This is a genomic window from Paenibacillus radicis (ex Xue et al. 2023) (genome assembly GCF_024722015.1).
Taxonomy (GTDB): Bacteria; Bacillota; Bacilli; order Paenibacillales; family NBRC-103111; genus Paenibacillus_S.
The window spans coordinates 250,700-275,747 of record NZ_JANQBD010000007.1 but is presented as its reverse complement, the minus strand read 5'-3'; the positions used below and the strand labels follow the sequence as shown (position 1 = coordinate 275,747).

Annotated in this window: 27 protein-coding genes; 21 read left to right on the top strand and 6 right to left on the bottom strand. The window is 44.0% G+C overall.

Translation table 11 applies throughout. The features are described 5' to 3' along the window. Nucleotides 1-7: 7 nt before the first annotated feature. Entirely contained in the window at nt 8-541 is a 534-nt protein-coding gene (locus NV381_RS11965) for a hypothetical protein (protein WP_258213510.1), read from the bottom strand. Nucleotides 542-812: 271 nt separating this feature from the next. Between NV381_RS11965 and NV381_RS11960 the strand changes: the two genes are divergently transcribed. Continuing rightward, complete coding sequence (locus NV381_RS11960; RefSeq protein ID WP_258213509.1) at nt 813-1,664, top strand: DUF695 domain-containing protein; 852 nt, start codon at nt 813-815, stop codon at nt 1,662-1,664. 475 nt (nt 1,665-2,139) lie between these two features. Here NV381_RS11960 and NV381_RS11955 read toward each other — a convergent pair whose 3' ends face one another. After that, nucleotides 2,140-3,114 (bottom strand): HD domain-containing phosphohydrolase, encoded by a 975-nt coding sequence (locus NV381_RS11955; RefSeq protein ID WP_258213508.1) that lies wholly within the window; start codon nt 3,112-3,114, stop codon nt 2,140-2,142. Nucleotides 3,115-3,284: 170 nt separating this feature from the next. Between NV381_RS11955 and NV381_RS11950 the strand changes: the two genes are divergently transcribed. The 8 genes from NV381_RS11950 (at nt 3,285) to NV381_RS11915 (ending at nt 11,458) form a co-directional block, all read left to right on the top strand. Next, complete coding sequence (locus tag NV381_RS11950; RefSeq protein WP_258213554.1) at nt 3,285-4,088, top strand: class I SAM-dependent methyltransferase; 804 nt, start codon at nt 3,285-3,287, stop codon at nt 4,086-4,088. Further along, on the top strand, nt 4,085-5,044 hold the full coding sequence (gene miaA, locus NV381_RS11945) for a tRNA (adenosine(37)-N6)-dimethylallyltransferase MiaA (protein ID WP_258213507.1): 960 nt from the start codon (nt 4,085-4,087) through the stop codon (nt 5,042-5,044). Before NV381_RS11950 ends, miaA begins: the two co-directional genes overlap by 4 nt. 21 nt (nt 5,045-5,065) lie before the next feature. Continuing rightward, nucleotides 5,066-5,308 (top strand): RNA chaperone Hfq, encoded by a 243-nt coding sequence (hfq, locus tag NV381_RS11940; RefSeq protein WP_171655214.1) that lies wholly within the window; start codon nt 5,066-5,068, stop codon nt 5,306-5,308. Nucleotides 5,309-5,563: 255 nt separating this feature from the next. Then, on the top strand, nt 5,564-8,416 hold the full coding sequence (locus NV381_RS11935) for a transglycosylase domain-containing protein (RefSeq protein ID WP_258213506.1): 2,853 nt from the start codon (nt 5,564-5,566) through the stop codon (nt 8,414-8,416). Nucleotides 8,417-8,569: 153 nt separating this feature from the next. After that, nucleotides 8,570-9,277 carry a peptidylprolyl isomerase gene (locus NV381_RS11930; RefSeq protein ID WP_258213505.1) on the top strand — a complete coding sequence of 236 codons (708 nt, stop codon included), beginning with the start codon at nt 8,570-8,572 and terminating at the stop codon, nt 9,275-9,277. Between the two features lie 126 nt (nt 9,278-9,403). Further along, a complete protein-coding gene (locus tag NV381_RS11925) occupies nt 9,404-10,357 on the top strand; it encodes an ADP-ribosylglycohydrolase family protein (RefSeq protein ID WP_258213504.1) in 954 nt (317 codons plus the stop codon). Then, complete coding sequence (locus NV381_RS11920; protein WP_258213503.1) at nt 10,350-11,015, top strand: alpha/beta hydrolase; 666 nt, start codon at nt 10,350-10,352, stop codon at nt 11,013-11,015. The genes NV381_RS11925 and NV381_RS11920 overlap by 8 nt, the downstream gene beginning before the upstream one ends. Beyond that, nucleotides 11,015-11,458 (top strand): VOC family protein, encoded by a 444-nt coding sequence (locus tag NV381_RS11915; protein WP_258213553.1) that lies wholly within the window; start codon nt 11,015-11,017, stop codon nt 11,456-11,458. Before NV381_RS11920 ends, NV381_RS11915 begins: the two co-directional genes overlap by 1 nt. Nucleotides 11,459-11,621: 163 nt before the next feature. Here NV381_RS11915 and NV381_RS11910 read toward each other — a convergent pair whose 3' ends face one another. Both NV381_RS11910 and NV381_RS11905 read right to left on the bottom strand, forming a co-directional pair. Next, entirely contained in the window at nt 11,622-12,491 is an 870-nt protein-coding gene (locus NV381_RS11910; RefSeq protein WP_258213502.1) for an SDR family oxidoreductase, read from the bottom strand. A 54-nt stretch (nt 12,492-12,545) separates the two neighbouring features. Continuing rightward, complete coding sequence (locus NV381_RS11905; RefSeq protein ID WP_258213501.1) at nt 12,546-13,340, bottom strand: GNAT family N-acetyltransferase; 795 nt, start codon at nt 13,338-13,340, stop codon at nt 12,546-12,548. A gap of 204 nt (nt 13,341-13,544) precedes the next feature. On the opposite strand from NV381_RS11905, the gene NV381_RS11900 reads away from it, so the two are divergent. The 8 genes from NV381_RS11900 (at nt 13,545) to NV381_RS11865 (ending at nt 21,509) form a co-directional block, all read left to right on the top strand. Continuing rightward, nucleotides 13,545-14,210 carry an HAD family hydrolase gene (locus NV381_RS11900; RefSeq protein ID WP_258213500.1) on the top strand — a complete coding sequence of 222 codons (666 nt, stop codon included), beginning with the start codon at nt 13,545-13,547 and terminating at the stop codon, nt 14,208-14,210. 37 nt (nt 14,211-14,247) lie between these two features. After that, nucleotides 14,248-14,793, top strand: coding sequence for a histidine phosphatase family protein (locus tag NV381_RS11895; protein WP_258213499.1), 546 nt, complete (start codon nt 14,248-14,250; stop codon nt 14,791-14,793). Nucleotides 14,794-14,895: 102 nt separating this feature from the next. Further along, a complete protein-coding gene (locus tag NV381_RS11890; protein WP_258213498.1) occupies nt 14,896-15,906 on the top strand; it encodes an AAA family ATPase in 1,011 nt (336 codons plus the stop codon). Between the two features lie 286 nt (nt 15,907-16,192). Further along, nucleotides 16,193-17,515 (top strand): GTPase HflX, encoded by a 1,323-nt coding sequence (hflX, locus tag NV381_RS11885; protein WP_258213497.1) that lies wholly within the window; start codon nt 16,193-16,195, stop codon nt 17,513-17,515. Beyond that, nucleotides 17,508-18,755 (top strand): aminotransferase class I/II-fold pyridoxal phosphate-dependent enzyme, encoded by a 1,248-nt coding sequence (locus tag NV381_RS11880; protein ID WP_258213496.1) that lies wholly within the window; start codon nt 17,508-17,510, stop codon nt 18,753-18,755. Before hflX ends, NV381_RS11880 begins: the two co-directional genes overlap by 8 nt. Before the next feature lie 97 nt (nt 18,756-18,852). Beyond that, nucleotides 18,853-19,263 (top strand): MerR family transcriptional regulator, encoded by a 411-nt coding sequence (locus NV381_RS11875; protein WP_171655203.1) that lies wholly within the window; start codon nt 18,853-18,855, stop codon nt 19,261-19,263. A gap of 84 nt (nt 19,264-19,347) precedes the next feature. Further along, a complete protein-coding gene (gene glnA / locus NV381_RS11870; protein WP_258213495.1) occupies nt 19,348-20,685 on the top strand; it encodes a type I glutamate--ammonia ligase in 1,338 nt (445 codons plus the stop codon). A 719-nt stretch (nt 20,686-21,404) separates the two neighbouring features. Beyond that, entirely contained in the window at nt 21,405-21,509 is a 105-nt protein-coding gene (locus tag NV381_RS11865; protein ID WP_258213494.1) for a YjcZ family sporulation protein, read from the top strand. A gap of 145 nt (nt 21,510-21,654) precedes the next feature. Here the strand turns inward: NV381_RS11865 and sda are convergent, their stop codons facing one another. Both sda and lexA read right to left on the bottom strand, forming a co-directional pair. Further along, nucleotides 21,655-21,804, bottom strand: coding sequence for a sporulation histidine kinase inhibitor Sda (sda, locus tag NV381_RS11860; protein WP_258213493.1), 150 nt, complete (start codon nt 21,802-21,804; stop codon nt 21,655-21,657). 234 nt (nt 21,805-22,038) lie between these two features. Beyond that, complete coding sequence (lexA, locus tag NV381_RS11855; protein ID WP_258213492.1) at nt 22,039-22,662, bottom strand: transcriptional repressor LexA; 624 nt, start codon at nt 22,660-22,662, stop codon at nt 22,039-22,041. Nucleotides 22,663-22,806: 144 nt separating this feature from the next. Here lexA and NV381_RS11850 point away from each other — a divergent pair, with 144 nt between their 5' ends. The 4 genes from NV381_RS11850 (at nt 22,807) to NV381_RS11835 (ending at nt 24,995) form a co-directional block, all read left to right on the top strand. Further along, a complete protein-coding gene (locus tag NV381_RS11850; protein ID WP_258213491.1) occupies nt 22,807-23,172 on the top strand; it encodes a LysM peptidoglycan-binding domain-containing protein in 366 nt (121 codons plus the stop codon). A gap of 123 nt (nt 23,173-23,295) precedes the next feature. Next, nucleotides 23,296-23,493, top strand: a complete 198-nt coding sequence (locus NV381_RS11845; RefSeq protein WP_258213490.1) for a DUF896 domain-containing protein — start codon at nt 23,296-23,298, stop codon at nt 23,491-23,493. A 131-nt stretch (nt 23,494-23,624) separates the two neighbouring features. Continuing rightward, a complete protein-coding gene (locus NV381_RS11840; protein ID WP_258213489.1) occupies nt 23,625-24,134 on the top strand; it encodes a hypothetical protein in 510 nt (169 codons plus the stop codon). Nucleotides 24,135-24,197: 63 nt separating this feature from the next. Then, nucleotides 24,198-24,995 carry an HAD family hydrolase gene (locus tag NV381_RS11835; RefSeq protein ID WP_258213488.1) on the top strand — a complete coding sequence of 266 codons (798 nt, stop codon included), beginning with the start codon at nt 24,198-24,200 and terminating at the stop codon, nt 24,993-24,995. The last annotated feature ends 53 nt before the right edge of the window (nt 24,996-25,048 follow it).

The window sequence follows — 25,048 nt, the reverse complement described above, 5'->3', positions numbered from 1 at the left end:
AATTGATTTACTTAGGTGCTACTTTTTTGGCTTGCAGCTTGGCCTGACGTTTTTCCTCGTGTTTGGCTTGACGTTCAGCTTTATGCTTGGCTTTAAGTTCGGCCGTTTGCTGCTTTCGGTATTGTTGAACCGTAATTCCGAGCTCCTGCGCCTTTTTCACTGCTTCAGCATGCTGAGCCTTCCGCTTTTCTAAATATTGTTCAATCGTGATTCCTTGCTTATCCGCATGCTGTTGAAGTTTCGTTTGCTTGACTTCTTTACGCTGCTGCTTTTCTGTTTTAAGATCCTGTTTATATTGTTCCAATGTTACTCCGGCGGCTTGTGCTTTTTGCTCCAGCTCTGCTTTATGTGCTTGATGTTTTTGAGTCCATTGTTCCAATGTAAGGCCTTTGGCTGCAGCCTTAGCCTCTATCTTTGCTTTATGCGCCTCTTTGGTCTTTGGAGACGCAGCGGTAGTCTCATTTGCTGCAAAAACGGAGCCCATTAACCCTACTGTTAATAATGCGCCTGCTACAGTTCCTACGATTGTTTTTCTTAGCATTAAGCTCAACTCCCAACGATGATATGTTTCTTACAAGCTAATAGTAGCGTTGTATTATGACAGGAATATTACAAAATGAAGCAAAGTTATAAATGCGTTTGTTTAAGTGAATTTTTTGAATATACTTCTATGGTTTTGTTTGTTATAATATCAGAATTCTTCTGCGGAGCAGGATATTGCAACAAAAGCTGCCGAATATACACGGATGTATCGCGGAGCAGATTCTGATATTGCAACATAAGAGAAGATTAGGGTTGGTGCAAACTTACAAATGATAAGAGAATGGATTTCATTTCAGAGGGAGAACGAAGATGTAAGAGTTTTTCTTGATAGAGGCGTAAAAGAAAGAATCGACTACTCTCAGTTTTCAACCCTTCTCAATCTTTCTTTAAATATTTATCACATCGCTGAAAAGAAAGAACAAGTTACACAAATTCAAGAAGAGCTTATAGAGCTTCAGGAGAAGCTGGATTCAAGTATTCTTGAAGCGAACCAAGGGGTGTTTATTGGGAGGATTGATTCTGAGACTCGAATTGAGCTTATTTTTTATGTAAGAGACCCCGAGAAATGTAAAGAAATGATTAAAAATGGCTTAACTCTTTTTGCGAGATTTCGTTATGTCATATCTTCCAGAATAGATGAGCAGTGGGACTTTTACGATTATCTTTCCCCCAATACTATAGAAGCCGAATATTATAATAATTACAATGCGATTCATTCATTTTATTATGAAGGCTACAAAACGGATGTAGAATACAGAGTCCACTATTATTTGCGATTTCAAAATAGCCAGGATCTATTAGAGGCCGCGGAAAGCTTAAAACGACATGATTATACCGTTGAGAACATCGACTATGATGCTGAAGGTATCCATTATAAACATGTTCTGCATCTGAGCCTGGCCTGCTTTTTAAATGAGGATTCACTAAATAAAAATACCTTAATGCTGATTGAAACCGTATCAAAGGTTGACGGGAGATATGAGGGCTGGGGGATTTTTCCCAAAGAAAGACCGATAAGGAAAATCAAGGCTGCTTTTAAAAAGATAAAATATTATGGCTTAGTTGCTTGTTTTATACTCATATTGGCTGCAATTGGCATGTACGTTATGCGAAAAATGTAAGAAAGTTAGATGGAGCGAGCTATCCCAAAAGTCATCTTGAGTCAGCTCATACACTACTTTATCATAAATATAGGGTTGCAAAAGGACCCTCAAACCCGCCTTGGATAGTGGAGTGCACCCTTTAGAATAGACATTGGAATAAACCCCTGGTTTATCCGATGAATTCTAAGGGTGCATTTTTGATGGTGAAAGTTCTTTTGCAATTTCAGTAAAATATCAGGAAAATGTCAGGTTAATTACGCCGAAAAATAGCGTTCGAAGCCCTATAGATGAAATTTCTCATGCTAATTCGAAGTGGTTTGGGCTGATATCATCCATATCACCTATATTAGTCTGAGTTTTTCCAGTTAAATTAATTTCAAACGACATCTAGGCTGGATTAACGTGAGAAATTCCATCTATTTCCTTTCCCTCATGTGGTTGAGTGTCGGATAAACCCTGGACTCCCTTACATATGTAGGCGGTTTGAAGATTGCTAAACAATTTGAACAAAAGTATCAATAATAGCTGGATCAAAGAAAGTACCTTGGTGCTCCCGTAGAAAACCGATTGCTTTTTGTTTATCCCATATTTCTTTGTACGGCCTCCTGGAAGTTAAAGCATCATATACATCGACAACTGAGACGATACGAGCCTCAAATGGGATGTCGTTTGCTTTCAATTGATGCGGGTATCCAGAGCCATCCCATTTCTCGTGATGAGATAAAATAATATTTTTCGCAACATTTAATTCTTCCTTAAAAAAGTCATCATCAAGTTCAGCATTGATCTTTTCAAGAATATCCACTCCGATTAATGGATGCATTTCTATGATGATCCGTTCATAGCTGGTCAAGGGGCCGGGCTTATACAGAATGCCTTCCGGAACTCCCGATTTACCAATATCATGCATAATACTGGCATGGATAATGCTTTGAATATAATCTTGAGACAAGCCTAATTGAAGCCGCTCGTTGTGAGCATGAATTAATTGTCCGGTTAGCTGCTGTACCCTTGTCAAATGCTCCTCAATCGCCGGGTCGCGAATTTCGCAGGATATGGCAAGTACCTTCAACAAAGCCGCTTGTATGCCGCTTCGGCGCCCCTCAGCAATATAAATGCCCTCCTGCAGATGCTCAAGTTCTCTAAAGACCCCAACATAGTAGGTATCTCCATTTATTAGAAACGGAGTGATCGAGATGGATGAGTGCCACAGTTCACCGTTTCTCTTTTTGTTGACAAATACCCCTGACCAGCTTAAGAGCTGATTTAGTGCTTTATGCATCTCGTGGTAAGTAGATTCTGATGTGAGCCTTGTTTTTAAAATACCTGCTCGGAACCCGAGAATTTGTTCACGGGAATATCCAGTAATGTCCTCGTAGGTTTTATTCACATCAAGAATTCGATGGTTAATGTCCGTAATAATTACCGCATCTGACAATAATAAAAATGGCTTCAAAGATTCTTCCATACTTAAGCTCCCTTATGACGACTTTCTTTAGCTTAGTTAACGTGCTTAATAGTATTATAAGGACGATGACCCATGAATGTAAAACGAAGGATCCGTGGACGCAGTAAAGAAAAACTGTTAAAATTCAGTTGTTCCGATTTTTTTTATAAAATTCAAGAGCTAGACGGGTGATGCAGTTGCTGATAACAACCTCTTATGAACCACAGGCGGAGCAGCTGGAACTGACAGCGCATTTGTCAAAGCAAGTCAGGGGACTAACAGGTATACAAGAGGACATTCGGGTTGTTTCACGCCGACAATTTTCAATTGCACAATTGAGGAAACGTTACGGCGCTCAGGATGTCTTGCTTGTATCGCGCGAACGAATAGAGTATTATCAGGATCAGCAGCCTCTGCTGTTCTTTCATCCAAGTACTGCCGCCATCCGGGTCAAACGTCTTATTAATGGAGAACCGGATTCGCTCATGCAGTTATCTGGATTAAAGCCAGGAGACAGGGTGCTGGATTGCACAGCCGGGTTAGGCTCCGATGCGATTGTTTATTCTTTCGCTCTTGCGGGTAATGGACAGGTAACTGCCCTCGAAAGCAGGCCTTTGCCGTACCTACTGTTGAACCAGGGGCTTCACGCTTATCATTCGGACATTCCCGGAATGAATGAAGCGATGCGCAGTATTCAAGTGACTCAGATTGACCATTATGATTTTTTGAAACAGCAGTCAGATAAGTCATTCGATGTGATTTATTTCGATCCCATGTTTCGCAGGCCAATCGAAGAATCCAACTCTATTAGCGCGATTAGGGAATTAGCTGATCCTAGAGCGATTACAGAGGCAACGATTACAGAAGCTATGCGGGTAGCCCGCCGATCTGTAATTTTGAAAGAACATCGTGAAAGTAAAGAATTTGCACGTTTAGGCTTCACGGAAGTACATCGTTCGACCACGAGAATAGCTTACGGAGTGATACGATTGTGACACAGGCTTCTATTAAGCCAAACCTGCTGGTATTGGTTGGACCGACTGCAGTAGGTAAAACGAGGCTTAGCCTTCAACTGGCAGCCGATTATGGCGCTGAAATTATATCTGGGGATTCAATGCAGGTCTATCGTGGAATGGATATCGGGACCGCCAAGGCTTCCTTGCAGGAGCAAGAGCAGGTTCGCCATCATTTGATAGATATTCATAATCCTGATCATCCGTTTTCAGTAGCGGAGTTTCAGGAGCGGGCTAGCCAACTGATCTTTGACATTCATGGCCGCGGCAAGCTGCCTTTTATTGTGGGAGGTACAGGACTGTACGTTGAATCCGTTTGTTACGACTATCAATTTAGCGAGAGCGGCTCAGACGAAGCTTTCCGCAATGAACAAGCTGAATTTGCCTTGACTTATGGAGCTGAAGCCTTGCTGGAGAAGCTGCGACAGATTGATCCTGAGAGTGCTGATCGGCTGCATGCCAACGACCAACGACGCATTATTCGCGCGCTTGAAATCTTTCATTTGACAGGCGAACGTTTATCCGACAGGTTAAAAGTACAGAAAAAACAGTCTCCCTACGAACTATGTATCATCGGGTTGACAATGGATAGAGCTTTACTATATAAACGTATAGAAGAGCGAATCGATCAGATGATCGATGAAGGATTAGTCGAAGAGGTTGAGGGGCTGCTTAAACAGGGTTACGGTAAGCAATACATATCAATGCAGGGTTTGGGATATAAGGAAATGATCGCCTATTTGCAGGGTGAATTATCTTGGGAAGCCTCTGTGGAATTGCTGAAGCGTGATACCCGCCACTTTGCTAAGCGACAGCTCTCATGGTTCCGTCATATGAAAGATATCCATTGGGTGGATATGAGTGATTTGGTAAATTTTTCTGCCCATTTGGACCAGGTTCATGCTATAATATCAGATAGGTTAAAATTCGAACGTTAAACTCATTTGAGGGGGCCCATGATGAACAAATCGATCAATATTCAGGACACATTTTTGAACCAATTGCGCAAGGAAAATATACCGGTAACCGTCTATCTGACTAATGGGTTTCAAATCCGCGGTGTTATCCGTGCGTTCGATAATTTCACGATCATCATTGATAGCGAAGGCCGTCAGCAAATGGTTTATAAGCATGCAATATCAACCTTCACGCCTCAGCGTTCCGTTTCATTAATGCAGCAGGAGAACGCTACAGACAACTAGAATTTTACTAAGAGCAGCATTCTAATGAGCAACATTTAAGTTAAATGTTACGTCTAAATGAATATGAAACATAAGAGCAACCCGTTAGAAGGGTTGTTCTTTTATTGTAACGAAGCTGCTGATCGAAACCCTTACTATAAAGATACATTGGTATTTTAGAGAAAGCAGTTTTTATTGAAAGATCAGGGGAGCCGGGCATCGCTGACGGCTGATTCTTACTGATCTTATATAGAGAAAACAGGGGTGGCTAAAGAGATGGCGACTGTGAAAAAAACCAATGCAGAAAAATCGAAGCCCAAAAAAAAGAAGCGGAAGGTCAGTGTCGGCAGAGCGTTAATGTTCGCATTCGTAGCTGCCGTAGTTGCTCTTATTTGTGCACTAGGCGTCTATATTTTTATTATTATAAACGGAGATAAGATTCTTAAGGAAAATATCGATAAGCTGGACATGGATGAAGCTTCTCAGGTTTATGATGTCAACGGAGCAGAAGCTGCTGTGCTGTATCGTGAAAATCGTGAAATAGTGCAGCCGGAAGACATTCCGGAGAAGCTGCAGCAGGCCTTTATTGCTACGGAAGATAAAAGATTTGGTGAGCACTCGGGTATTGATTTCTTGGGAATTGGCCGGGCCCTGGTTAAGGACGTTATTGCAAGAAGTGCTGTAGAGGGTGGAAGCACAATAACACAGCAGCTTGCCAAAAATCTGTTCTTGAGCTCGAACAAAACCTTTTTCCGAAAAGCGACTGAAATGTCCATTGCTGTAGCCTTGGAAAACAATTACTCCAAAGATAAAATATTAACGATGTATTTAAATCGAATTTTCTTTGGAAACCGGGCTTATGGGGTAAAAGCGGCAGCGAAAAAATATTTTGGAGTATCCGATTTAAAGAAGCTGGAATTGTGGCAGATGGCAACGCTCGCTGCGATACCTAAGGCTCCAAGCACTTATAATCCAATATCTAATCCTGAAAAATCAAAGGATCGCAGAACGGTTGTTTTGAAATTGATGGAAGATCAGAAATATATAACGGCAGATGAAAGAGCCAAAGCCGAGGCTGCGGAATATGTGGCGCCAAAGGAAACAGGCTCGAAGGATTATATCGCTTTTCTTGATTATGTAATTAATGAAGCTAATGACTTGTACGGCTTGTCTGAGGATGAGCTTTTGCGTAATGGCTATAAAATCTACACAACAATGGATATGAATGCTCAAAAAATTATGGAGCAAACATTTGCGAATGAAAAGTTTTTTCAAAAAGACGGTCCTGAGCAGAAAATGCAGGGGGCAATGGCTATCGTTAACAATAAGGATGGCGGATTAGTCGGTATTGTCGGCGGCAGGGATTATGTGCTGCGCGGCTTGAACCGGGCAACTGTAATGCAGCAGCCGGGCTCCTCGATCAAACCTATATTGGTGTATGCACCAGCTCTTGAAAGCGGCAAGTACACGCCATACAGCATGCTACAGGATAACGAAGCTAATTACAATGGGTATACGCCACGCAACTATGACGGGATTTACCGAGGTCAAGTTACGATGTTTGAGGCTGTCAAGAAGTCGATTAATGCTCCTGCTGTTTGGCTGCTGAATGAAATTAAAGTGACTACAGGCATGAAATTTGCTGAAAACTTGGGTATTCCACTGGATCCGGTTAAGGACAGAAATCTGGCCATCTCCCTTGGCGGTATGACAAAGGGGGCTACACCTGTTCAAATGGCCGCTGCATACAGTGCATTTGCTAATAATGGATATTTGAATACTACGCATTCGATTGTGAAAATTTTAAATGATCAAGGAACCGAAGTGGCTACGTTCAAGCAAGAGCGTAAATCACCCGTTATGAGTGCAAAAACAGCGTATTATATGACGCTTCTTATGCAAGGTGTAATTGAGCCTGGCGGTACAGGGACTGCGGCGAAGTTCGAGCGTCCAGTTGCTGGAAAAACAGGTTCTACTCAAAATGTAATTAAGGGTCTTGAAAAGTATAACAGAGATCTATGGTTCACAGGCTATACGCCGGAATGGAGTGCAGCGGTATGGCTCGGCTTCGATAAGCCGGATGCCAAGCACTTCGTATCCATGAGCAGTGGTGCACCTGCGGTGATCTTTAAGGAGGTTATGCAGAAGTCGCTGGCTAAACGTCCTGTCACGCAGTTTACACGACCTGATGGGGTAGCTGATCCTGTAGCACCGCCTAAAGGTGTAGCAGAATTGAAGGCTGAATATGTGATGGAAAGTCGGGCTGTGGTGCTTAGCTGGCCAGCTGTAGGAGAAGGGACATCGTATCAAATATTCCGCAAGGAAGACAAGGATAAGGATTTTGCAGCTGAGCCGCTCCTGTCGACGACAGCTACCGAGGTTAGAGACATAACCGTTAAGCCAGGTGTAACGTATCAATATGCAGTTGCTTCTGTGAATCCGGATAATGCGGCTACCGGCGGGAAGTCAAGTGCGGTAACCGTAGCTGTACCTTTGGACGCTGGAACTGTTCCTGGGCTTAATGGACAGGGCCAAGGACAGGGACAGGGACAGGGCCAAGGTCAGGGTCAAGGACAGGGCCAAGGACAGGGTCAAGGTCAAGGACAGGGACAAGGTCAAGGACAAGGTCAGGGACAAGGGCAAGGTCAAGGACAGGGACAAGGACAGGGACAGGGACAGGGACAGGGACAGGGACAGGGACAAGGTCAGGGTCAAGGTCAGGGTCAAGGTCAAGGTCAAGGACAGGGCCAAGGCCAGGGACAAGGACAAGGACAGGGACAAGGACAAGGTCAGGGACAAGGACAAGGACAGGGACAAGGGCAAACGCCTGGAGGGGGCAAGCCAGGCGCAGGAAGTGGAAGCCCCGGCACAGTGACGCCGGGGCAAGGCACTGGCACAACCGCTCCCGGATCGGGCGGTCAGCAGGGCTCTCCGCCGGGGACGTCGTCCCCCGGCGGGGCAACAAGCGGTACCGGTGCATCCGGTACCGGAACCCCCGCTGCCGGAACGGGCAGCGGGAGCGGAGCCGGAACAGGGGCTGGAAGCCCTGTTCCGACCTCGCCCAGCAGCACCACGGGTGCTGCTGGAGCTGTTGATCCCGCGGCGAAGCCGGGATCAGGCACGCGCTAGGCCGGGGGCTATGCCCGGCCTAGCCTTACGGTTGCGGCAAACAGCCCGCAACCTGCGGGTCCGCGGACGTTTTGTTATAATTTGATTCCCCGTAGTATAATAATGGATATGGCAATGACCATAAATTACAATAATGGAGTTGAAGAGTAGATCATGAAAGCAACATTTACAGCCACTACCGCGAAATGGGCCGCTATTGCAGCCGTTTGTACACTTCTGCTTTCAGCCTGCGGTACGAAGCCCACTGAACAACCAGGAGCTTCAGGAGGAGCAAGCCAAACACCATCCGGTCAACAAACACAGCAGCCTGCTAATAACACCCCAGCTGCGCAGCAGCCAGCAGCCAAAAAAAGCTGGACCACACCACCTGAAATGAAAATTGATGTCAAAAAAACATACCAAGCAACAGTCGCTACAACAAAAGGCACGTTCAAAATCGACCTGTTTGCCAAGGATGCGCCTAAAACCGTAAATAACTTCGTATTTCTAGCCAAAGAAGGATTCTATCAGGATATTATTTTCCATAGGGTTATATCGACTTTCATGATACAAACCGGTGACCCTACCGGTACTGGAAGAGGCGGCCCTGGCTACAAGTTTGAGGATGAGCTGAAAACTCCTTATAAATACGAACCGGGTATTGTAGCTATGGCGAACTCAGGTCCGAATACGAATGGAAGCCAGTTTTTCATCTGCTCAGGTGTGGATTGTCAAGGCTTGAACAAGAAACCGGACTATTCGATTTTTGGAAAAGTATCCGAGGGGATGGACGTTATACAGAAAATTGCAACCACCCCTGTAAACGGTGAAGCTCCCAAAGAAAAAATCGCCATTCAGTCTGTGACCATCACAGAAAAATAATTTTTTTTCAAAATAAGCGACTTTGAGCTTTAACCTTGAATTCGCTCAATCCTTGACAAACACGCTGGTCCTTAAAAAACGGCGGTAACGTTTATCCTTGACTCGGACTAAAAGGGAGGGTTTGCCATGGCATTTCAATTATCCCAAACAGATCGTTACAGGGGGAGTCTGCTAGGGTTAGCTATCGGAGATGCTATAGGAACAACGGTAGAATTTTGTGCTCCGGATTCGTTTGAACCACTTAAGGAACTTGTTGGCGGTGGGCCCTTTGATTTGCAAGCAGGACAATGGACAGACGATACCTCGATGGCGCTTTGTTTGGCTGAGAGCTTACTCGCATGTGGCAAGTTTCATCCGGTAGATCAAATGGAGCGCTACGTGAAATGGTACCGTGAAGGCTACTTGAGCAGCACGGGCGTATGTTTTGATATCGGCAATACCGTTCGAACGGCACTGGAGAGATTTGAGTTGACCGGTGAACCGTTTTGCGGATCATTTAGCCGCATGGCATCAGGAAACGGATCGTTAATGAGGCTTGCTCCTGTTCCCTTGTACTATGCGGCTAATCCTCAGGAAGCTATTGTCAAGTCGGGAGACAGCTCACTGACTACCCATGGATCGATATTGACTGTGGATGCATGCCGATACTACGCAGCATTAATTATAGGTGCATTACAGGGTGTGACCAAAGAGCAGCTGCTTACCGAACGTTTTTCACCGGTAGCCGGCTTCTGGGAGCAGCACTACTTGATTACCGAAATCGATGAGGTTGCGAAAGGCTCGTTTAAAAGACTACAACCTCCTGATATTAAGGGAAGCGGTTATGTTGTAAAATCGCTGGAAGCAGCACTGTGGGCTTTCTATCATAGCAGCAGTTTTGCGGAAGGCTGCCTGCTGGCGGCTAATTTAGGTGATGATGCCGACACAACGGCAGCGATTTACGGGCAACTGGCAGGTGCCTATTATGGCGTTCATGATATACCTGAGCATTGGTTGGATAAGTTAACCATGAAAAGCTTCATCCAAGAAACGGCCGATAGATTGCTTCGGGCGGCAGATGAGGTGAAACGCTGTGGGTGAACGGCATTGCCTGATGCTGCATGGATTCACAGGCGGGCCTTATGAGCTGACGCCGCTTGCAGATCATTTAACCAGGAAGGGCACAGTATGCCACGTGCCTGTCCTGCCGGGACATGATCCTGATCTCCGAACGCTGGGGGAAGTCCGATGGATCGATTGGGTCCATGAAGCATCTGTCGAGGCTGCCAGATTGACTCGGCAGTACGGCACTTTTGATCTTATCGGCTTTTCAATGGGTGGCTTGATCTCAGCCTATATCGCTAATCGGTTTCCGATCCGTAAGCTGGTGCTGTTGAATGCTGCCGTATATTATTTCAGTCCTCTTCGATTTATTAAAAATTTAGCTTTTAGAGCTCAGAGCAATGAGTGGTTTAATTGGAATGAAAAAAAGAGAAAAACACCTTGGAGAGCTACCAGGCAGTTTATTGAATTAAATAAGCAAATGCGGCCAGAGTTGCCCCAGATTACGGTGCCGACTTTTATAGCTCAAGGAGAACAGGATCCTATCATTCATCCCAAAAGCGCTCAGTATTTGTATCGGAAGCTGCGAGGAGAGAAGGAAATTCATTATTATCCGGGTACGCGGCATATGATTTGTTTGGAGCCTGAAGCTCCCTTGTTGTTTAAATCTGTTGAGCAATTTTTGGATAAAAAATGATAAAAGTAACTGGCTTTAATCATTCAACATTGCGTATCTCAAGCCTAGATCGTTCACTTCCGTTTTATACAGATATACTTGGTATGAAGCTGGTACACAAGGGACGAACAGATGTTTACCTGGAGTGGGGAGCCGCTTGGATTTGCCTGATAGAGCTGCATCGGGTTGAACCCGATCTTAAACCATCTGTAGACGAAGCTTCGATTACTGAACTGCCTTGTGAGCCATTTGCCATTCATACAGGTTTGGATCATCTTGCATTCTCGATAGAAGAAGCAGATTTTGCAGAAGCAGTTGAGAGGCTCCGTGCTGCAAATGTACCTATCATACGAGGCCCTTTATATCGTGGAGGGGGCTGGAGCGTCAACTTTCTAGATCCTGACGGTATTCAGCTTGAAATTTTTACTGGTACACTTGCGGATAGAATGAAAAATTGGACATAAATTGAACTTATCCTACATATAAAATCGCAAGTGAAATATCCCCACAAAGTGGTGGCTTGCTTCGAAGTTGATTCAGATACTTTGCGGGGAGCCCCGAAACATATAACTTCTATTAATGCGAAAAAGCCTTCGCCACTCCAAAAAGTGGGAAGGCTCTTTTTTCTTATCCATTTACGATTACGCCGCCATTAACATGCATAATTTGTCCTGCCATATAGGAGGAATCATCACTTGCGAGAAATACATAGCTTGGGGCCAGCTCCTCGGGTTGACCGGCTCGCTTCATTGGTACATCAGCTCCAAATTTGGCTACTTGTTGTTCATTGAAGGTTGACGGAATTAGCGGAGTCCAGATAGGACCTGGAGCAACACCATTTACTCGGATGCCCTTGCTGATTAGAGATTGTGATAGGGAACGTGTAAAGGTGACGATCGCTCCTTTAGTTGCTGAATAGTCCAAGAGCTGGTCATGCCCTTCATAAGCGGTAATGGAGGCGGTATTGATGATCGCACTCCCTTGCTTCATATGGGGAAGGGCCGCTTTAGTTAAATAAAACATGGAAAAGATGTTGGTTCGAAAAGTGCGTTCCAATTGCTCCGCTGTTATGTCTTCAAGCTTCTGCTGGGGATGCTGCTCGGCTGCATTATTGACCAATATATCAAGCTTGCCGAATTGTTTGATGGCCTGCTCTACAACTTGCATGCAAAAGGCCTCAGTGCCAAGGTCTCCTGCCAGGACCAGACATTTGCGGCCTTCTTCTTCAACCTGCCGCTTCGTCTCCTCTGCATCGCTGTGTTCGTTTAAATATACGATTACAACATCAGCGCCTTCTTTGGCATAAGTAACTGCTACAGCTCTGCCAATTCCGCTATCGCCACCTGTTATAATGGCTGTTTTATTCAGGAGTTTACCGGCAGGTTTATACTTCTTATCCTCATAAATCGGGCGTGGGTTCATTTCTGACTCAATTCCGGGCTGATGCTGTTGATGCTGAGGGGGAAACGTCTCACGTGTTGGTGTTGTCGTGCTCATACAAATCGCTCCTTATTTGGAAATGGGCTCTTCTTTAGGATGCGACAGGATGGTTTAATTATTCTTGCAGCGATAATGATACTGATACAATGGAACAAAACCGGCCTTGGTATAGAGCTTTGTTGCAGGTTCATTATCATTTATAACTTGTAGGTAGAGACCTTCTGCTCCATTTACTCGGCTCCACACAGCCAGTTCGTGCAGAATAATATGTCCAAGTCCTCTGCCGCGAAGTTCAGGATTCACAGCAACGTTTATTAAGCCTGCCCAGCCGTCTTGAATGATCGAGGTTCCTACAGCGGCGCACAAGCCATCTGTTCCTAATGTGAAAAACCCTTTCGTTGGTTCGATGTCCGCAAACAGCTTATGATAGAAGGCGCGCCTTTCTTCGCCAAAGCCTTCCATATGCAGAAAATGATTTAGCCAATCATCATTGTGTTGTGAACTAATCGTAATACGGAAGTCATGGCCTGCAGAAGATTGCATCTTCTCAATAACCTTGTCGGCCTGTGCGATCATGACGGTGCATGGGGTTTCTTTCAAATAACCTTGCGTCTCCAGAAAAAGATCCAGTTGCTTAGGCGATGCATCGCTTATATGATAACGGACAGGTAATCCATGTTCACTGTAAAAACGGACCGCTTCCTCAAGCCAATCCCCATGGGGCATAGGTTCTCCAGCGGCAGTCCACACACTATTGGCCCGCTTGGTAATACCACCTGAGGCTCTGTATACCCAATGTTCAGCGGCAACCGTCGATGCAGCGGGCCAAGTATTAAAAGCGAGCTTTTCAAGTTGAATAATGAGTGCGGATGTTCCATTAGACAGATTGTTATTAGAAGGATACATAGTACACCACCTATTTTTGAATACAATAATTTGTATTAATATACATTAAAGTGAATAAAAATACAATTAATTTCTAGGTTTATTTTACTTTAATTTGCAATTTATCAAAAAAACCTTCCATTTTATGTAACATCATTGTACGATCATACTAAACGTAAGTAGAAATAAATCCTGAAAAATAGATGGTGGGGGCGTGTCTTAACATTGATTAAAGCTATAATATTTGATTTTGATGGATTGATTCTTGATACGGAAACACCTGAGTATGAATCGTTTCAGGCGATGTACCGCGATCATGGAATGGAGCTGACTATGGATTTATGGGGGTTATGCATTGGAACGGACGCTTCCGCATTTGAGCCTTATTCTTATTTAGAGCAATGCCTGGGGACGCCTATTGACCGGGAGACGGCTAGAAAATTGCGGAGGCAGCGTTACTCGGAACGTATGAGTGAAGTCCAGCCGAGACCGGGTGTAATCGACTATTTGAGGGAAGCAAGCGAACTGGGATTGCAGATTGGCTTGGCTTCCAGTTCTACACGGGAATGGGTGACAGGGTACTTAAAGCAGTTTGGATTACTAGATTATTTCAGTTGCATCCGGACAAGAGATGACGTAGAGAAGGTTAAGCCTGATCCTGCGCTCTACATGCAAGCATTGAGCTGTCTGGGAGTTCTGCCTGAAGAAGCCATTGCCTTTGAGGATTCGCCCAATGGATCCTTGGCAGCCAAACGGGCTGGAATGCACTGCGTCATTGTTCCTAATGAGCTTACAGGACAGCTAAGATTTGGTGAGCACGATCTTCGCCTACCTTCCATGAGCGCTATGACATTAACAGAAGTTATCTCGCGAGTTACTGCAATTACTTGAAATAACTAATTTGGAGAAAAGGGCGGGTATTTAACAAATGCAAACCATCTATTTGATCCGCCATTGTAAGGCAACGGGCCAGGCAGCTGAAGCTGAGTTAACTGAAGAGGGGTGGTTGCAAGCTCAGAAGCTTGCTTCATTTCTTCATAACTATTCGATCGAATATGCAATTTCAAGTCCCTATGTTCGTGCACAGCAGACGCTAATTCCTTACGCTGAGCTTGCAGGGTTAACCATTCATACAGATGCTAGACTTTCTGAGCGAATCTTAAGTGGTGAACAGCTGGAAAATTGGATGTCATGTCTGGAGCTTACTTTCGAGGATGCTCTGCTCAGCTATCCGGGTGGAGAGTCGAGCTGTGCCGCAGCTGACCGCGCTATTGCTTCACTTACTGAGCTGCTTGCATTGGGGCATTCAGCATATGCGGTGGCTACCCATGGCAATCTGCTGTCTCTGATACTGAAGCGATATGATGATTCTATCGGCTTTGCCGATTGGAAGGGACTAACTAATCCTGATGTGTATCGATTGAGTTTTTCCGAAGGTTCTCTTCAAGCCATGTCACGGATATGGAACGGTTGATTATGCATGTCAAAAAAATATAACTCCATTTCATAGCGCGCAGTCAGATGATTCATGAATGTAGTACTTCACCGCATATGATGAATTAATGGGGTGAAGAGCATGAGTGATCCGATGTTTGGCGCAGAAACGCGAAAGATAACACAGAAAGACCATCAAATAAGTGTTGTATTTCGAACCCAAGATACAGTTGTAAAGCAGCTGCCGGAAGAGTCCAAATTAAACTTTGCAGGCAACCAGGCATTTTCGGATATTTTTAAAACATTGGATGAAATGATTGGGTTAGAAGAAATAAAAGAGCTTATTTTTCAAATTTATGCCATGCTGCAGGTGAAACAGTTTCGCGAGGAAGTTGGATTACAAGGCGGCTCGCAGGTGTTTCATATGATTTTTAAAGGAAATCCGGGGACTGGTAAAACCACTGTGGCGAGAATTGTTTCCAAGCTCTTTAAATCAATGGGTGTACTGAGTAAAGGACATTTAATTGAAGTGGAACGAGCAGATTTAGTTGGCGAATATATTGGACATACGGCTTTGAAAACAAGAGAAATTATGAAGAAAGCAATGGGCGGTATCCTTTTTGTAGATGAAGCTTACAGCTTGGCAAGAGGCGGGGAAAAAGATTTTGGGAAGGAATGTATTGATTGTCTTGTAAAAGGTATGGAGGATTATAAAAATGATTTTATATTAATTTTGGCAGGATACACGGATGAAATCGATAATTTTTTATTGACGAATCCGGGTCTTCCATCACGGTTTCCTATTCAAGTTCACTTTCCGGACTATTCTATTGAGCAGCTGTTGAAAATATCCGAGAAAATGCTTAATGAGCGAGAGTATTCGTTTCTACCGGAAACCTTGAAGAAGCTGAGGGAGCATCTGCATTATGAGACCACGAATTGCTTTCATTTCAGCAATGCCAGATATGTCAGAAATGTTATCGAAAAAGCTATCCGGTATCAAGCCGTACGTCTGTTGAACCGCCGCCATCCCGCAAAACCAAGCAAGGACGATCTCATGAGTATTTATCCTGAAGATATTCAATTCGATAAGAGCAAGGAAACAGCTTTTCCCATGAACGATTTCACCAATTACAGGGTTATGGATTCGTAGAAAAATAGTGGCTGCACAAAGTACACTTAGGGAAAGAATAGATAAGAACCATTCATTAAGTTGTAATTACGCATAGGGACGTTTACAATTACTGTGAACGCCTCTTTTTGCTGTATAGGAAGGAAATCAGCAAAGCAGATTCCTCTGGCTCTTGGGAGGGATTTGTTCCTATTTCTGAACGGATGAGCGAAAAAAATGAGCTGCAGCTGAAATTTGGTTGCTTATAATTGGCTAAACTAAGCTCTGGGCTCATTTAAGCGAATACCTTCAAAGGAGATTTAATACTATGAAATCTAATGTACATATCATTGAACACGAGCAGCCGCGGGCTGTATTAATGAGCTTGATCACGCCAACGCAGAAGAGACAGGAAGCTTTTGTTGCTGAATATTCATTATCTGAGCTTGTAAGCTTGGCTGAAACCGCAGGTGTAGAAGTACTTGCCACCATGACTCAAAACAAAGAATCGGTAGATTCCAAGTGGTTCGTTGGCAAAGGCAAAGCTGAGGAGTTAAAGCAGTTACTCGAAGAGCATGATGCTAATACAGCTATTTTTGATCAAGAATTGTCCGGAGCACAAGTTCGCAATTTGGAACAGTATTTGGATGTAAAAATTATCGACCGGACTCAGCTTATACTGGATATTTTCGCTCAGCGTGCAAAGACACGGGAGGGCATTATTCAAGTCGAGCTCGCTCAACTCAGCTATCTGTTGCCACGTCTTTCCGGCCAAGGCAAAAATTTATCCAGATTAGGTGGCGGGATAGGGACGAGAGGACCCGGGGAAACGAAGCTGGAAACGGACCGCAGACATATCCGTGACCGGATAACCGAGCTTAAGAATCAATTGCAAGAGGTAGTTAAACACCGGACCTTGCATAGAGAGCGTAGAAAGAAATCGGGTGTTTTTCAGGTTGCGCTGGTTGGTTATACAAATGCAGGGAAATCGACACTGCTGCGTCAACTGACTCATGCGGATGTATATGTGGAGAATCAACTGTTCGCGACATTGGACCCTACTTCAAGAAACCTGGAGCTTCCCGGAGGGAAAGAAATTGTGTTGACGGATACGGTTGGGTTTATTCAAAACCTGCCTCATGACTTGGTCGCTGCATTCCGTGCAACGCTGGAGGAAGCTTGTGAAGCCGACCTTATCTTGCATGTTGTGGACAGTGCTTCCGATATGATGGCTACACAAATGTATGTCGTTGACCAAGTTCTTCAAGAGCTGGGGGCTCATCAAACGGAGCAAATCACGTTGTTCAATAAAGTGGATTTGTGCTCGCCTGAGCAAGAGGAAATGTTATCGGACAAAGGGGAGTATTTGCGTATCTCGGCTTATCGTGACGGGGATTTGAAGCGGGTGTGCGATGCGATAGAATCCAAGCTGATGGGGGATTGCAAAACATTCCGGATCCCGGCAGAAAAAGGCGACGTCATATCGCTTGTTTACAGAGTCGGGGAAGTATTGGAGAATGAAGTAGAAGGTAATGATATGCTGATTCAGGTAAGGCTGAATAACAAAGAATATGGTAAATTGGGGTATTTATTAGCAGCTTATGCCTTGGATCAGGCTTACAATGAGGGAGAGAACAGCGAGCATGTTTAATGAAAGGATTACGGCATGGATGGAGAATGCCGAGGAACAAATTGAGGGCAGGATTAAAGAACTGGACCGGATCGTTGACCAGAATCAATGGAAGGTAATCCGAGCTTTTCAGAAGCATAAAGTGAGCGATTATCACTTTTCCGGCTCCACAGGTTATGGATATAATGACCGTGGCCGCGAAGTACTGGATTTAGTTTATGCTGAAGTATTCGGAGCAGAGGCCGCCTTAGTGCGGCCACATTTTGTGTCCGGGACCCATACAATCGGAACAGCTTTATTCGGCGTGTTAAGGCCTGGGGATGAGCTTCTGATGATTACAGGGAGTCCTTATGATACGTTGCATAAAGTAATTGGCAAACCAGGTGATGGAAAAGGCTCACTTCAAGATTGGGGTATCGTTTATAACGAAGTAGCCTTGCTATCGGATGGAAGCCCTGACTATGATTCCATTCGCGAACAGTTATCCGAAAGAACCAAAGTGGTCGGCATTCAACGGTCACGAGGTTATTCCTGGCGTCCATCGTTTACCGTTGCTCAGATAGGCGAAATGGTTCGTTTTGTGAAAAGCTTATACCCTAACGTTATAGTCTTCGTGGATAACTGTTACGGCGAATTTACGGAGCTGCAGGAACCGACAGAGGTTGGTGCAGATTTAATTGCAGGCTCACTGATCAAAAATCCAGGCGGTGGAATAGCTGCTACCGGCGGCTATATTGCCGGGAATAAAGAGTATGTAGAGCTGGCATCCTACCGGCTTACAGCACCTGGTATCGGGGGGGAAGTTGGGGCGATGCTTGGAACTATCCGGTCGATTTATCAAGGATTATTTCTCGCGCCTCATCTTGTTGGACAAGCTGTTAAAGGCTCCATATTTGCTGCGGCGGTATTCGAGCAGCTTGGATTTGTAACTCACCCGCATTGGAGCGATCCCAGAACGGACTTAATACAGGCGATCCAATTTACGAGTGACCGACATCTGATTGCTTTTGTCCAAGGGATTCAGCAAGCAGCAGCTGTTGATGCCCATGTTGTGCCGGAGCCTTGGGATATGCCGGGCTATGAGCATCCTGTCATCATGGCCGCAGGGACGTTCATTCAAGGCGGCAGTCTGGAATTGTCAGCTGATGCGCCGATCCGTGAACCCTATATTGCTTATATGCAGGGCGGGTTGACGTATTCGCACTGCAAGCTTGGAGTGTTGACTGCATTGAGCAATATGATAGAACGGGGACTACTGTAAAATATACTTACATCTTGCATGAACCTAACATAACTTGACATGTTTATGTAGGAGGGGTACAATGAAGGTAGTTTTTAGTCCACAGAGGTGATGGGTAGTGACGGATGACATTCGCCGTAATATGGCACTTTTTCCAATCGGTATTGTAATGAAGCTGACCGATTTAACAGCCAGACAAATCAGATATTATGAACAGCATGAATTAATTATTCCAGCAAGAACAGGTGGCAATCAGCGTCTATATTCTTTTAACGATGTTGAGCGTTTGCTCGAAATCAAGGATTTGATTGAAAAAGGAGTAAATATCGCGGGGATTAAGCAGGTACTCCTGCCGGTTTCCAAAGACTCCGAAGAAGCTACCGTTCTAAGTGAGCAATCGGAAGTTAAGCGTAGAGAATTAACGGATACTCAGCTTCATCGTATGTTGAAGCAACAGCTGCTCGGCGGAGGCAAGCGGGGTCAGGTTTCACTGATTCAAGGCGAGCTTTCGAGATTTTTCAAGAAGTAAAATGCTAGTTTGTGCATGTTCGGGAGACGTAGTATTTCAGAACATGCGCTGTCAATTTTTCATATTTAAAGGAGGAGTTTCACAGTGACGGAAAAGAACTACAAAAAAGAGGATATTACGCGCATTGCGAAGGAAGAAAATGTGCGGTTTATTCGCCTGCAGTTTACTGACTTGCTCGGTACGATCAAGAATGTGGAAATTCCTGTTAGCCAGCTTGAAAAGGCGCTTGATAACAAAATGATGTTTGATGGTTCTTCAATCGAAGGATATGTTCGTATCGAAGAATCCGACATGTACTTATATCCTGATTTAAATACTTGGGTTGTGTTTCCTTGGGTTGCTGAAGACCGCATAGCCCGGTTAATTTGTGATATTTATTTGCCTGATGGCAGACCTTTCCCAGGAGATCCACGTGGAATTCTTAAACAAGCATTGAAGGAAGCTGAGGAAATGGGCTTCACTGCAATGAACGTAGGTCCTGAACCGGAATTTTTCTTATTTAAAACCGATGAGAACGGCAATCCATCCATGGAGCTTAATGACCAAGGCGGTTACTTCGACTTGGCACCAATGGATTTAGGTGAAAACTGCCGTCGTGAAATTGTGTTGACCTTGGAGGAAATGGGATTTGAAATCGAAGCATCCCACCATGAAGTAGCTCCAGGACAGCATGAGATTGACTTCAAATATGAGAATGCAATCAAAGCGGCCGATCAGATCCAAACGTTCAAGCTTGTGGTCAAAACAGTAGCAAGACAACATGGATTGCATGCAACTTTCATGCCAAAACCATTGTTTGGCGTGAACGGCTCCGGTATGCATTGCCATCAATCACTGTTTACTGGCAAATCCAACGCGTTCTATGATGAAAGCGACAAATTGGGACTTAGCACAACTGCGAGACATTATATGGCGGGTATATTGCGTCATGCACGCGCATTTGCAGCCATTACGAATCCAACTGTCAACTCGTATAAACGTTTGGTACCTGGGTATGAAGCACCTTGTTATGTTGCTTGGTCCGCGAGCAACCGCAGTCCGATGATACGTATTCCAGCATCCCGCGGCTTAAGCACGCGTGTTGAGGTCCGCAACCCGGATCCTGCTGCTAATCCATATTTGGCATTGGCCGTTATGTTGAAGGCCGGTTTGGACGGTATTAAGCATAAAATGCAGCTTCCGCCTCCTGTGGATCGCAATATTTATGTGATGACAGAAGATGAGCGTGAAGATCAAGGTATCCCAAGCCTTCCAGTCAATCTGAAAACAGCTATCGATGAGCTGCTTCGTGACGATGTCATTTGCGATGCGCTGGGCGATCATGCTCTGGCTCATTTTGTGGAGTTGAAGGAAATTGAGTGGGATATTTACCGAACTCAAGTTCATGCTTGGGAACGCGAGCAGTATTTGACGCTTTATTAATAAGCATAACCCTTGACGCTCCAAGCGTTGAGGGTTTTTCTTTTTGTGGGCGATTGAAAGGTTTCTGAATAGCATGAGTAGCATGAGGAATAGCGTTTTCGGCTGCTTATTTAAATAAGCTCTGAATCCATCTTTTCTTCTTTCTATGACGCATTGAACGAGGTGGGTAAGGTGTGTCAAGCGGTTTATTGGACTCGACCTTGCTGTCTTTATCATCTTCATTAGAAAGTAACATTCTAAGTTCTTCATCAGACAAGATGTTATGTTTATTCAACAAATCGCTCACCTCAGAGATTGGTTTTTGCTTGTTGTATGATCAAACTATGTATATTAAAGAATACCATATTGAGGCTGTACTTGAAACGATTCTGGGCATAACTTTGCTTAGATGGCAGGTAATATTTTAAATGATGAAAAAACTTGATTTAACGCATTCCTTATTAAATGAAACTCTTGACGCTCCAAGTGTTGAGGTTTTTTTGTTTGTGGTCGTGATTAGAATTTTGTGATAAAGAGCACGGTTAGGTATGGTGTTTTTTAGGCAATCGCCTGTACATCAATTGGTGGATTATCTGTATCACGTCTTATGAAAAGCAAACAGAGTGGAAGCGACTTCCCTATTTTTTTCCTGTGAAAGCGCCTATTTTTCGAAACTGTCCAATCAGGTAAGGGCCGACATTCATAAGATGCAGAAGTTAAAGCGGAAGGAGGCGGAAACTATGGGATTAGGAGTAGGAACAAGTTGTGGTAGTTTTTTTACTAGCACAGGTACAATCCTTGTTTTATTCATTTTGCTTGTTATCGTTTCTCGTTCCTTTATCTAACAAATATGTTCCCTCTTTCCTTCGGAATTGAGGGACATTCTTTGTTTGTCAGAAAAATTCTCCGTACCCCGCCAGCTCTTCGCTGGCGGGGCTTTTTCGTGGTGAAGGGTTAGTACCCATTCGCCCATCAATTTTTAATTACTTGTCAACTTTTATTGCTGTCATTCTCCGAGGGTTGAAAAATGATACCCCTCTTGATCAACTCTTTTTCCAGAAGTTCAATAAATGCTTTGTCCAATTCCAGTTCTCGAGCCAAGTTGTAGGATGCAAGTAAATGATTGTCATTAAGCTTCAATAGAAGACCAATCTCCTTGTAGCGAACGGGACCTAACTCCTCACCTATATAATGATTTACACTATTTCCTTTATTATCCTGTATGCCGATGTTTATGTTCGCTATCAAAATTCACGAAGGTGGTTAATAGAAGCAGCTTGAGAATAAATAAAGCCAAGAATCAGATCGAGCGACCGAATTCTTGGCTTTATAAATTTGTAATCTTACATCATATTGAATGGAGACTTGCATGGATTAATGGATATCCCGGAATACGCCCACGACTCGACCTAAGATGGTAACTTGATTCAATAGTATCGGCTCCATAGTGACGTTCTCTGGTTGTAGCCGGAAATGATCTTTTTCTTTGTAAAAGCGCTTAACAGTAGCTTCATCATCTTCTGTCATAGCTACAACGATCTCTCCATTGTTCGCAGACTGCTGCTGACGGACGATTACATAGTCTCCATCATGAATGCCAGCGTCAATCATACTCTCACCGACTACGCTAAGCATGAAAACGTTATAGTCTCCTACATAATGGCTAGGCAACGGGAAATAATCTTCGATGTTTTCAGTTGCCGTAATGGGAACACCTGCAGTTACACGTCCGATTAAAGGTACACGTGCTACCGAGAGAGCGAACTGGGTACCTTCTGCTGAAGAGCCGTCGGTAATTTCGATCGCCCTTGGTTTGGTGGGGTCGCGACGAATAAGCCCTTTTTTCTCCAGTCGTTCCAAATGTCCGTGAACCGTAGAGCTGGATGCAAGTCCGACTGCCTCACCGATCTCACGAACGGAAGGCGGGTAACCTTTATCCTTGACTTCGTTCTTAATAAAATCCAAAATCGCCAACTGACGATTGGATAGTTTACTCATCTGAATCACTCCCGTATGGGTAATTATTGAAAAAAGTATAACATAGAACCGGAGTTCGTACAAACATAAGTTCGAAAATATATTGACACAAACAAGTGTTCGTGTTAAATTGAGAACAGAACAAATGTTTGGGAGTGATTAATAATGTATATGAATGAACAATTATTTGATCGTTCGGCTGGTTCCACTAATTCTAAGCCTGGTGCATACAGTAACAGCAACAATTCGAAATTATCCAAATTTTTTGTTTTGCTTGCTGCTGTTGTACTTGTTTTAGTTTTCAGCTTATGTGCTCCCATGCTTGGTGGAGATCAGGATGCTCTTGCTGCTTCAAGCGGCAGCCATCTGAAACAAACTTTTGAAATTGAAAAAGGGGACACCCTTTGGAAGATAGCAAATCAATATGCGCCTAAAGGACAGGATGTCCGTGAATATATGTATGAGATTAAATTGTTAAATGGATTGAAGTCGAATTTACTGCAAGAAGGTCAACTTCTTCAATTGCCTTAATAGGGAACTGTTAAGCTCACACTCTTGACAATCGAAACCTGTAATGTCAAAGTAGAGATTGATGTATTCACTGAGTTGGTGAAACTTTTAATGACACAGGCTGGACATACTGGGAGGATTGGCATGAGTAGTGAAGCAGGGCACGAACAGGACATCAAGCGAATCAATGAGCTTGCCCGTAAAGCCAAGACGGTCGGGTTGACTGATGAAGAAATTGACGAACGCAACATATTACGCAAGCGATATATTGATGCGTTCAAAAGCTCACTCCGCAATCAATTGGATAACATTACATTGGTTGATAAAGAGGACAAGCAATAAGAACAATTAATCTTTAGATTAATTGTTCTTAAGCAGTTCTCTGCTCTGGAGAATGAATACATGCATGTTTGATCTGGAAGTTCAGGATTCAATTGTAAGCTCGTTGAAAACATCCTTTGAGGAGAAATGCTATGTCACGTAAGTGGGAACGAATGGTTCAGAAAAACACGAAAATAACGAATAAGGTTAGAGCAAAGCAAGGTAAGCCATTGGTAAGCGAAGCTGTTGCAGATGGTACAGTAACGATTAAGGGGCGCAATTGGCTTATGCCGCTTCTTTTTGTTTTTGTCGGCATATTCTGCTATATTGCCTTCCGAAATACTTACCAAGATGATAATCTGTATTGGATTACAGGTGGAAGTTACATATTGCTGGGAATATTTACTTTTCTAGTTAGACGTCCGTTTATTAAAATCGGTAAAAACTTTTTGGGGACACGCCGGTTTACTGGAGATAAAAGGGCTGAGCCATCGCAAATTCAGGAGATCGTGGTTTCCAAGGATGCTGTTGTTATTTCATTACAGGGCAAGGGCGGCAAGTGGGTATTTACGCGTCTTTACCATCGGATTGATATTTCGGAGGCATCCGAGCGTTTGAAAGAGTTTGCAGACCAAAATTCGGTTACTTTTAAAACAGAGTAGTGCCAATATATATATAAACACATAAAAATTTATAAGTTACTTAGGAAAGAGGAAAGAGCGAAGATGACGATTCGAGCCGTATTATTTGATTTAGATGATACCCTGCTGTGGGATGATCGAAGTGTTAAGGAATCTTTTCAAGCAACTTGTGAAGAAGCTGCCAAGCATGTTCAGGTTCAACCTGAAGCACTTGAGGAAGCGGTAAGGAAGGAAGCACGGGAGCTTTACCAAACATTTGAAACATTTCCTTTCACCAAAATGATTGGAATTAATCCTTTTGAAGGTCTCTGGGCTAACTTCACTGAGGGAGAGAACGAAAACTTCCGTAAGCTCGAACAGCTGGCTCCGGGATATCGTACCGAATCATGGACACGTGGATTGAAGGCTCTTGGGGTGGACAATCCAGAGCTTGGATACCGTTTAGGAGAGTTGTTTCCTGCAGAGCGCCGCAGCCGCCCTATTGTGTATGATGAAACTTTCGAGGTTTTGAACCAGCTGAAGGGAAACTACAAGCTGCTCCTGCTAACAAATGGCTCTCCTGATCTGCAGAAAGAAAAGCTAGCTGGAGTACCTGAGCTGGCACCCTATTTTGATCATATTATCATTTCCGGAAATTTCGGAGAAGGAAAGCCAGCCGTCTCTATCTTCCATCATGCAATAGAGCTTCTGGGCATCAGCGCTAATGAGGGAGTTATGATCGGTGATAAGCTGACAACCGACATATTAGGATCGAACCGTATTGGGATGCCGAATATGTGGATCAATCGTCATGGACTGCAGCGCACCAATGAAATTATACCCGCGCACGAAATCGTTAATCTCCGGGAAATTCAAGGCATCATTGATACTATTTCTAAATAAATGACAGGATAAAGTTTCACATCTAACAAGCCGGAATGAAAAACCCGCCAGCT

What these genes read in the sequence shown, in the direction of transcription:
- NV381_RS11880 (WP_258213496.1), top strand. Translation starts at nt 17,508, where the DNA reads ATGTTTAATGAAAGGATTACGGCATGGATGGAGAATGCCGAGGAACAA.
- NV381_RS11895 (WP_258213499.1), top strand. Translation starts at nt 14,248, where the DNA reads ATGCAAACCATCTATTTGATCCGCCATTGTAAGGCAACGGGCCAGGCA.
- NV381_RS11865 (WP_258213494.1), top strand. Translation starts at nt 21,405, where the DNA reads ATGGGATTAGGAGTAGGAACAAGTTGTGGTAGTTTTTTTACTAGCACA.
- NV381_RS11935 (WP_258213506.1), top strand. Translation starts at nt 5,564, where the DNA reads ATGGCGACTGTGAAAAAAACCAATGCAGAAAAATCGAAGCCCAAAAAA.
- hfq (WP_171655214.1), top strand. Translation starts at nt 5,066, where the DNA reads ATGAACAAATCGATCAATATTCAGGACACATTTTTGAACCAATTGCGC.
- NV381_RS11965 (WP_258213510.1), bottom strand. Translation starts at nt 541, where the DNA reads ATGCTAAGAAAAACAATCGTAGGAACTGTAGCAGGCGCATTATTAACA.
- NV381_RS11840 (WP_258213489.1), top strand. Translation starts at nt 23,625, where the DNA reads ATGTCACGTAAGTGGGAACGAATGGTTCAGAAAAACACGAAAATAACG.
- hflX (WP_258213497.1), top strand. Translation starts at nt 16,193, where the DNA reads ATGAAATCTAATGTACATATCATTGAACACGAGCAGCCGCGGGCTGTA.
- NV381_RS11925 (WP_258213504.1), top strand. Translation starts at nt 9,404, where the DNA reads ATGGCATTTCAATTATCCCAAACAGATCGTTACAGGGGGAGTCTGCTA.
- NV381_RS11955 (WP_258213508.1), bottom strand. Translation starts at nt 3,114, where the DNA reads ATGGAAGAATCTTTGAAGCCATTTTTATTATTGTCAGATGCGGTAATT.
- NV381_RS11960 (WP_258213509.1), top strand. Translation starts at nt 813, where the DNA reads ATGATAAGAGAATGGATTTCATTTCAGAGGGAGAACGAAGATGTAAGA.
- NV381_RS11850 (WP_258213491.1), top strand. Translation starts at nt 22,807, where the DNA reads ATGTATATGAATGAACAATTATTTGATCGTTCGGCTGGTTCCACTAAT.
- NV381_RS11910 (WP_258213502.1), bottom strand. Translation starts at nt 12,491, where the DNA reads ATGAGCACGACAACACCAACACGTGAGACGTTTCCCCCTCAGCATCAA.
- NV381_RS11845 (WP_258213490.1), top strand. Translation starts at nt 23,296, where the DNA reads ATGAGTAGTGAAGCAGGGCACGAACAGGACATCAAGCGAATCAATGAG.
- NV381_RS11930 (WP_258213505.1), top strand. Translation starts at nt 8,570, where the DNA reads ATGAAAGCAACATTTACAGCCACTACCGCGAAATGGGCCGCTATTGCA.
- lexA (WP_258213492.1), bottom strand. Translation starts at nt 22,662, where the DNA reads ATGAGTAAACTATCCAATCGTCAGTTGGCGATTTTGGATTTTATTAAG.
- NV381_RS11835 (WP_258213488.1), top strand. Translation starts at nt 24,198, where the DNA reads ATGACGATTCGAGCCGTATTATTTGATTTAGATGATACCCTGCTGTGG.
- NV381_RS11890 (WP_258213498.1), top strand. Translation starts at nt 14,896, where the DNA reads ATGAGTGATCCGATGTTTGGCGCAGAAACGCGAAAGATAACACAGAAA.
- NV381_RS11950 (WP_258213554.1), top strand. Translation starts at nt 3,285, where the DNA reads ATGCAGTTGCTGATAACAACCTCTTATGAACCACAGGCGGAGCAGCTG.
- NV381_RS11905 (WP_258213501.1), bottom strand. Translation starts at nt 13,340, where the DNA reads ATGTATCCTTCTAATAACAATCTGTCTAATGGAACATCCGCACTCATT.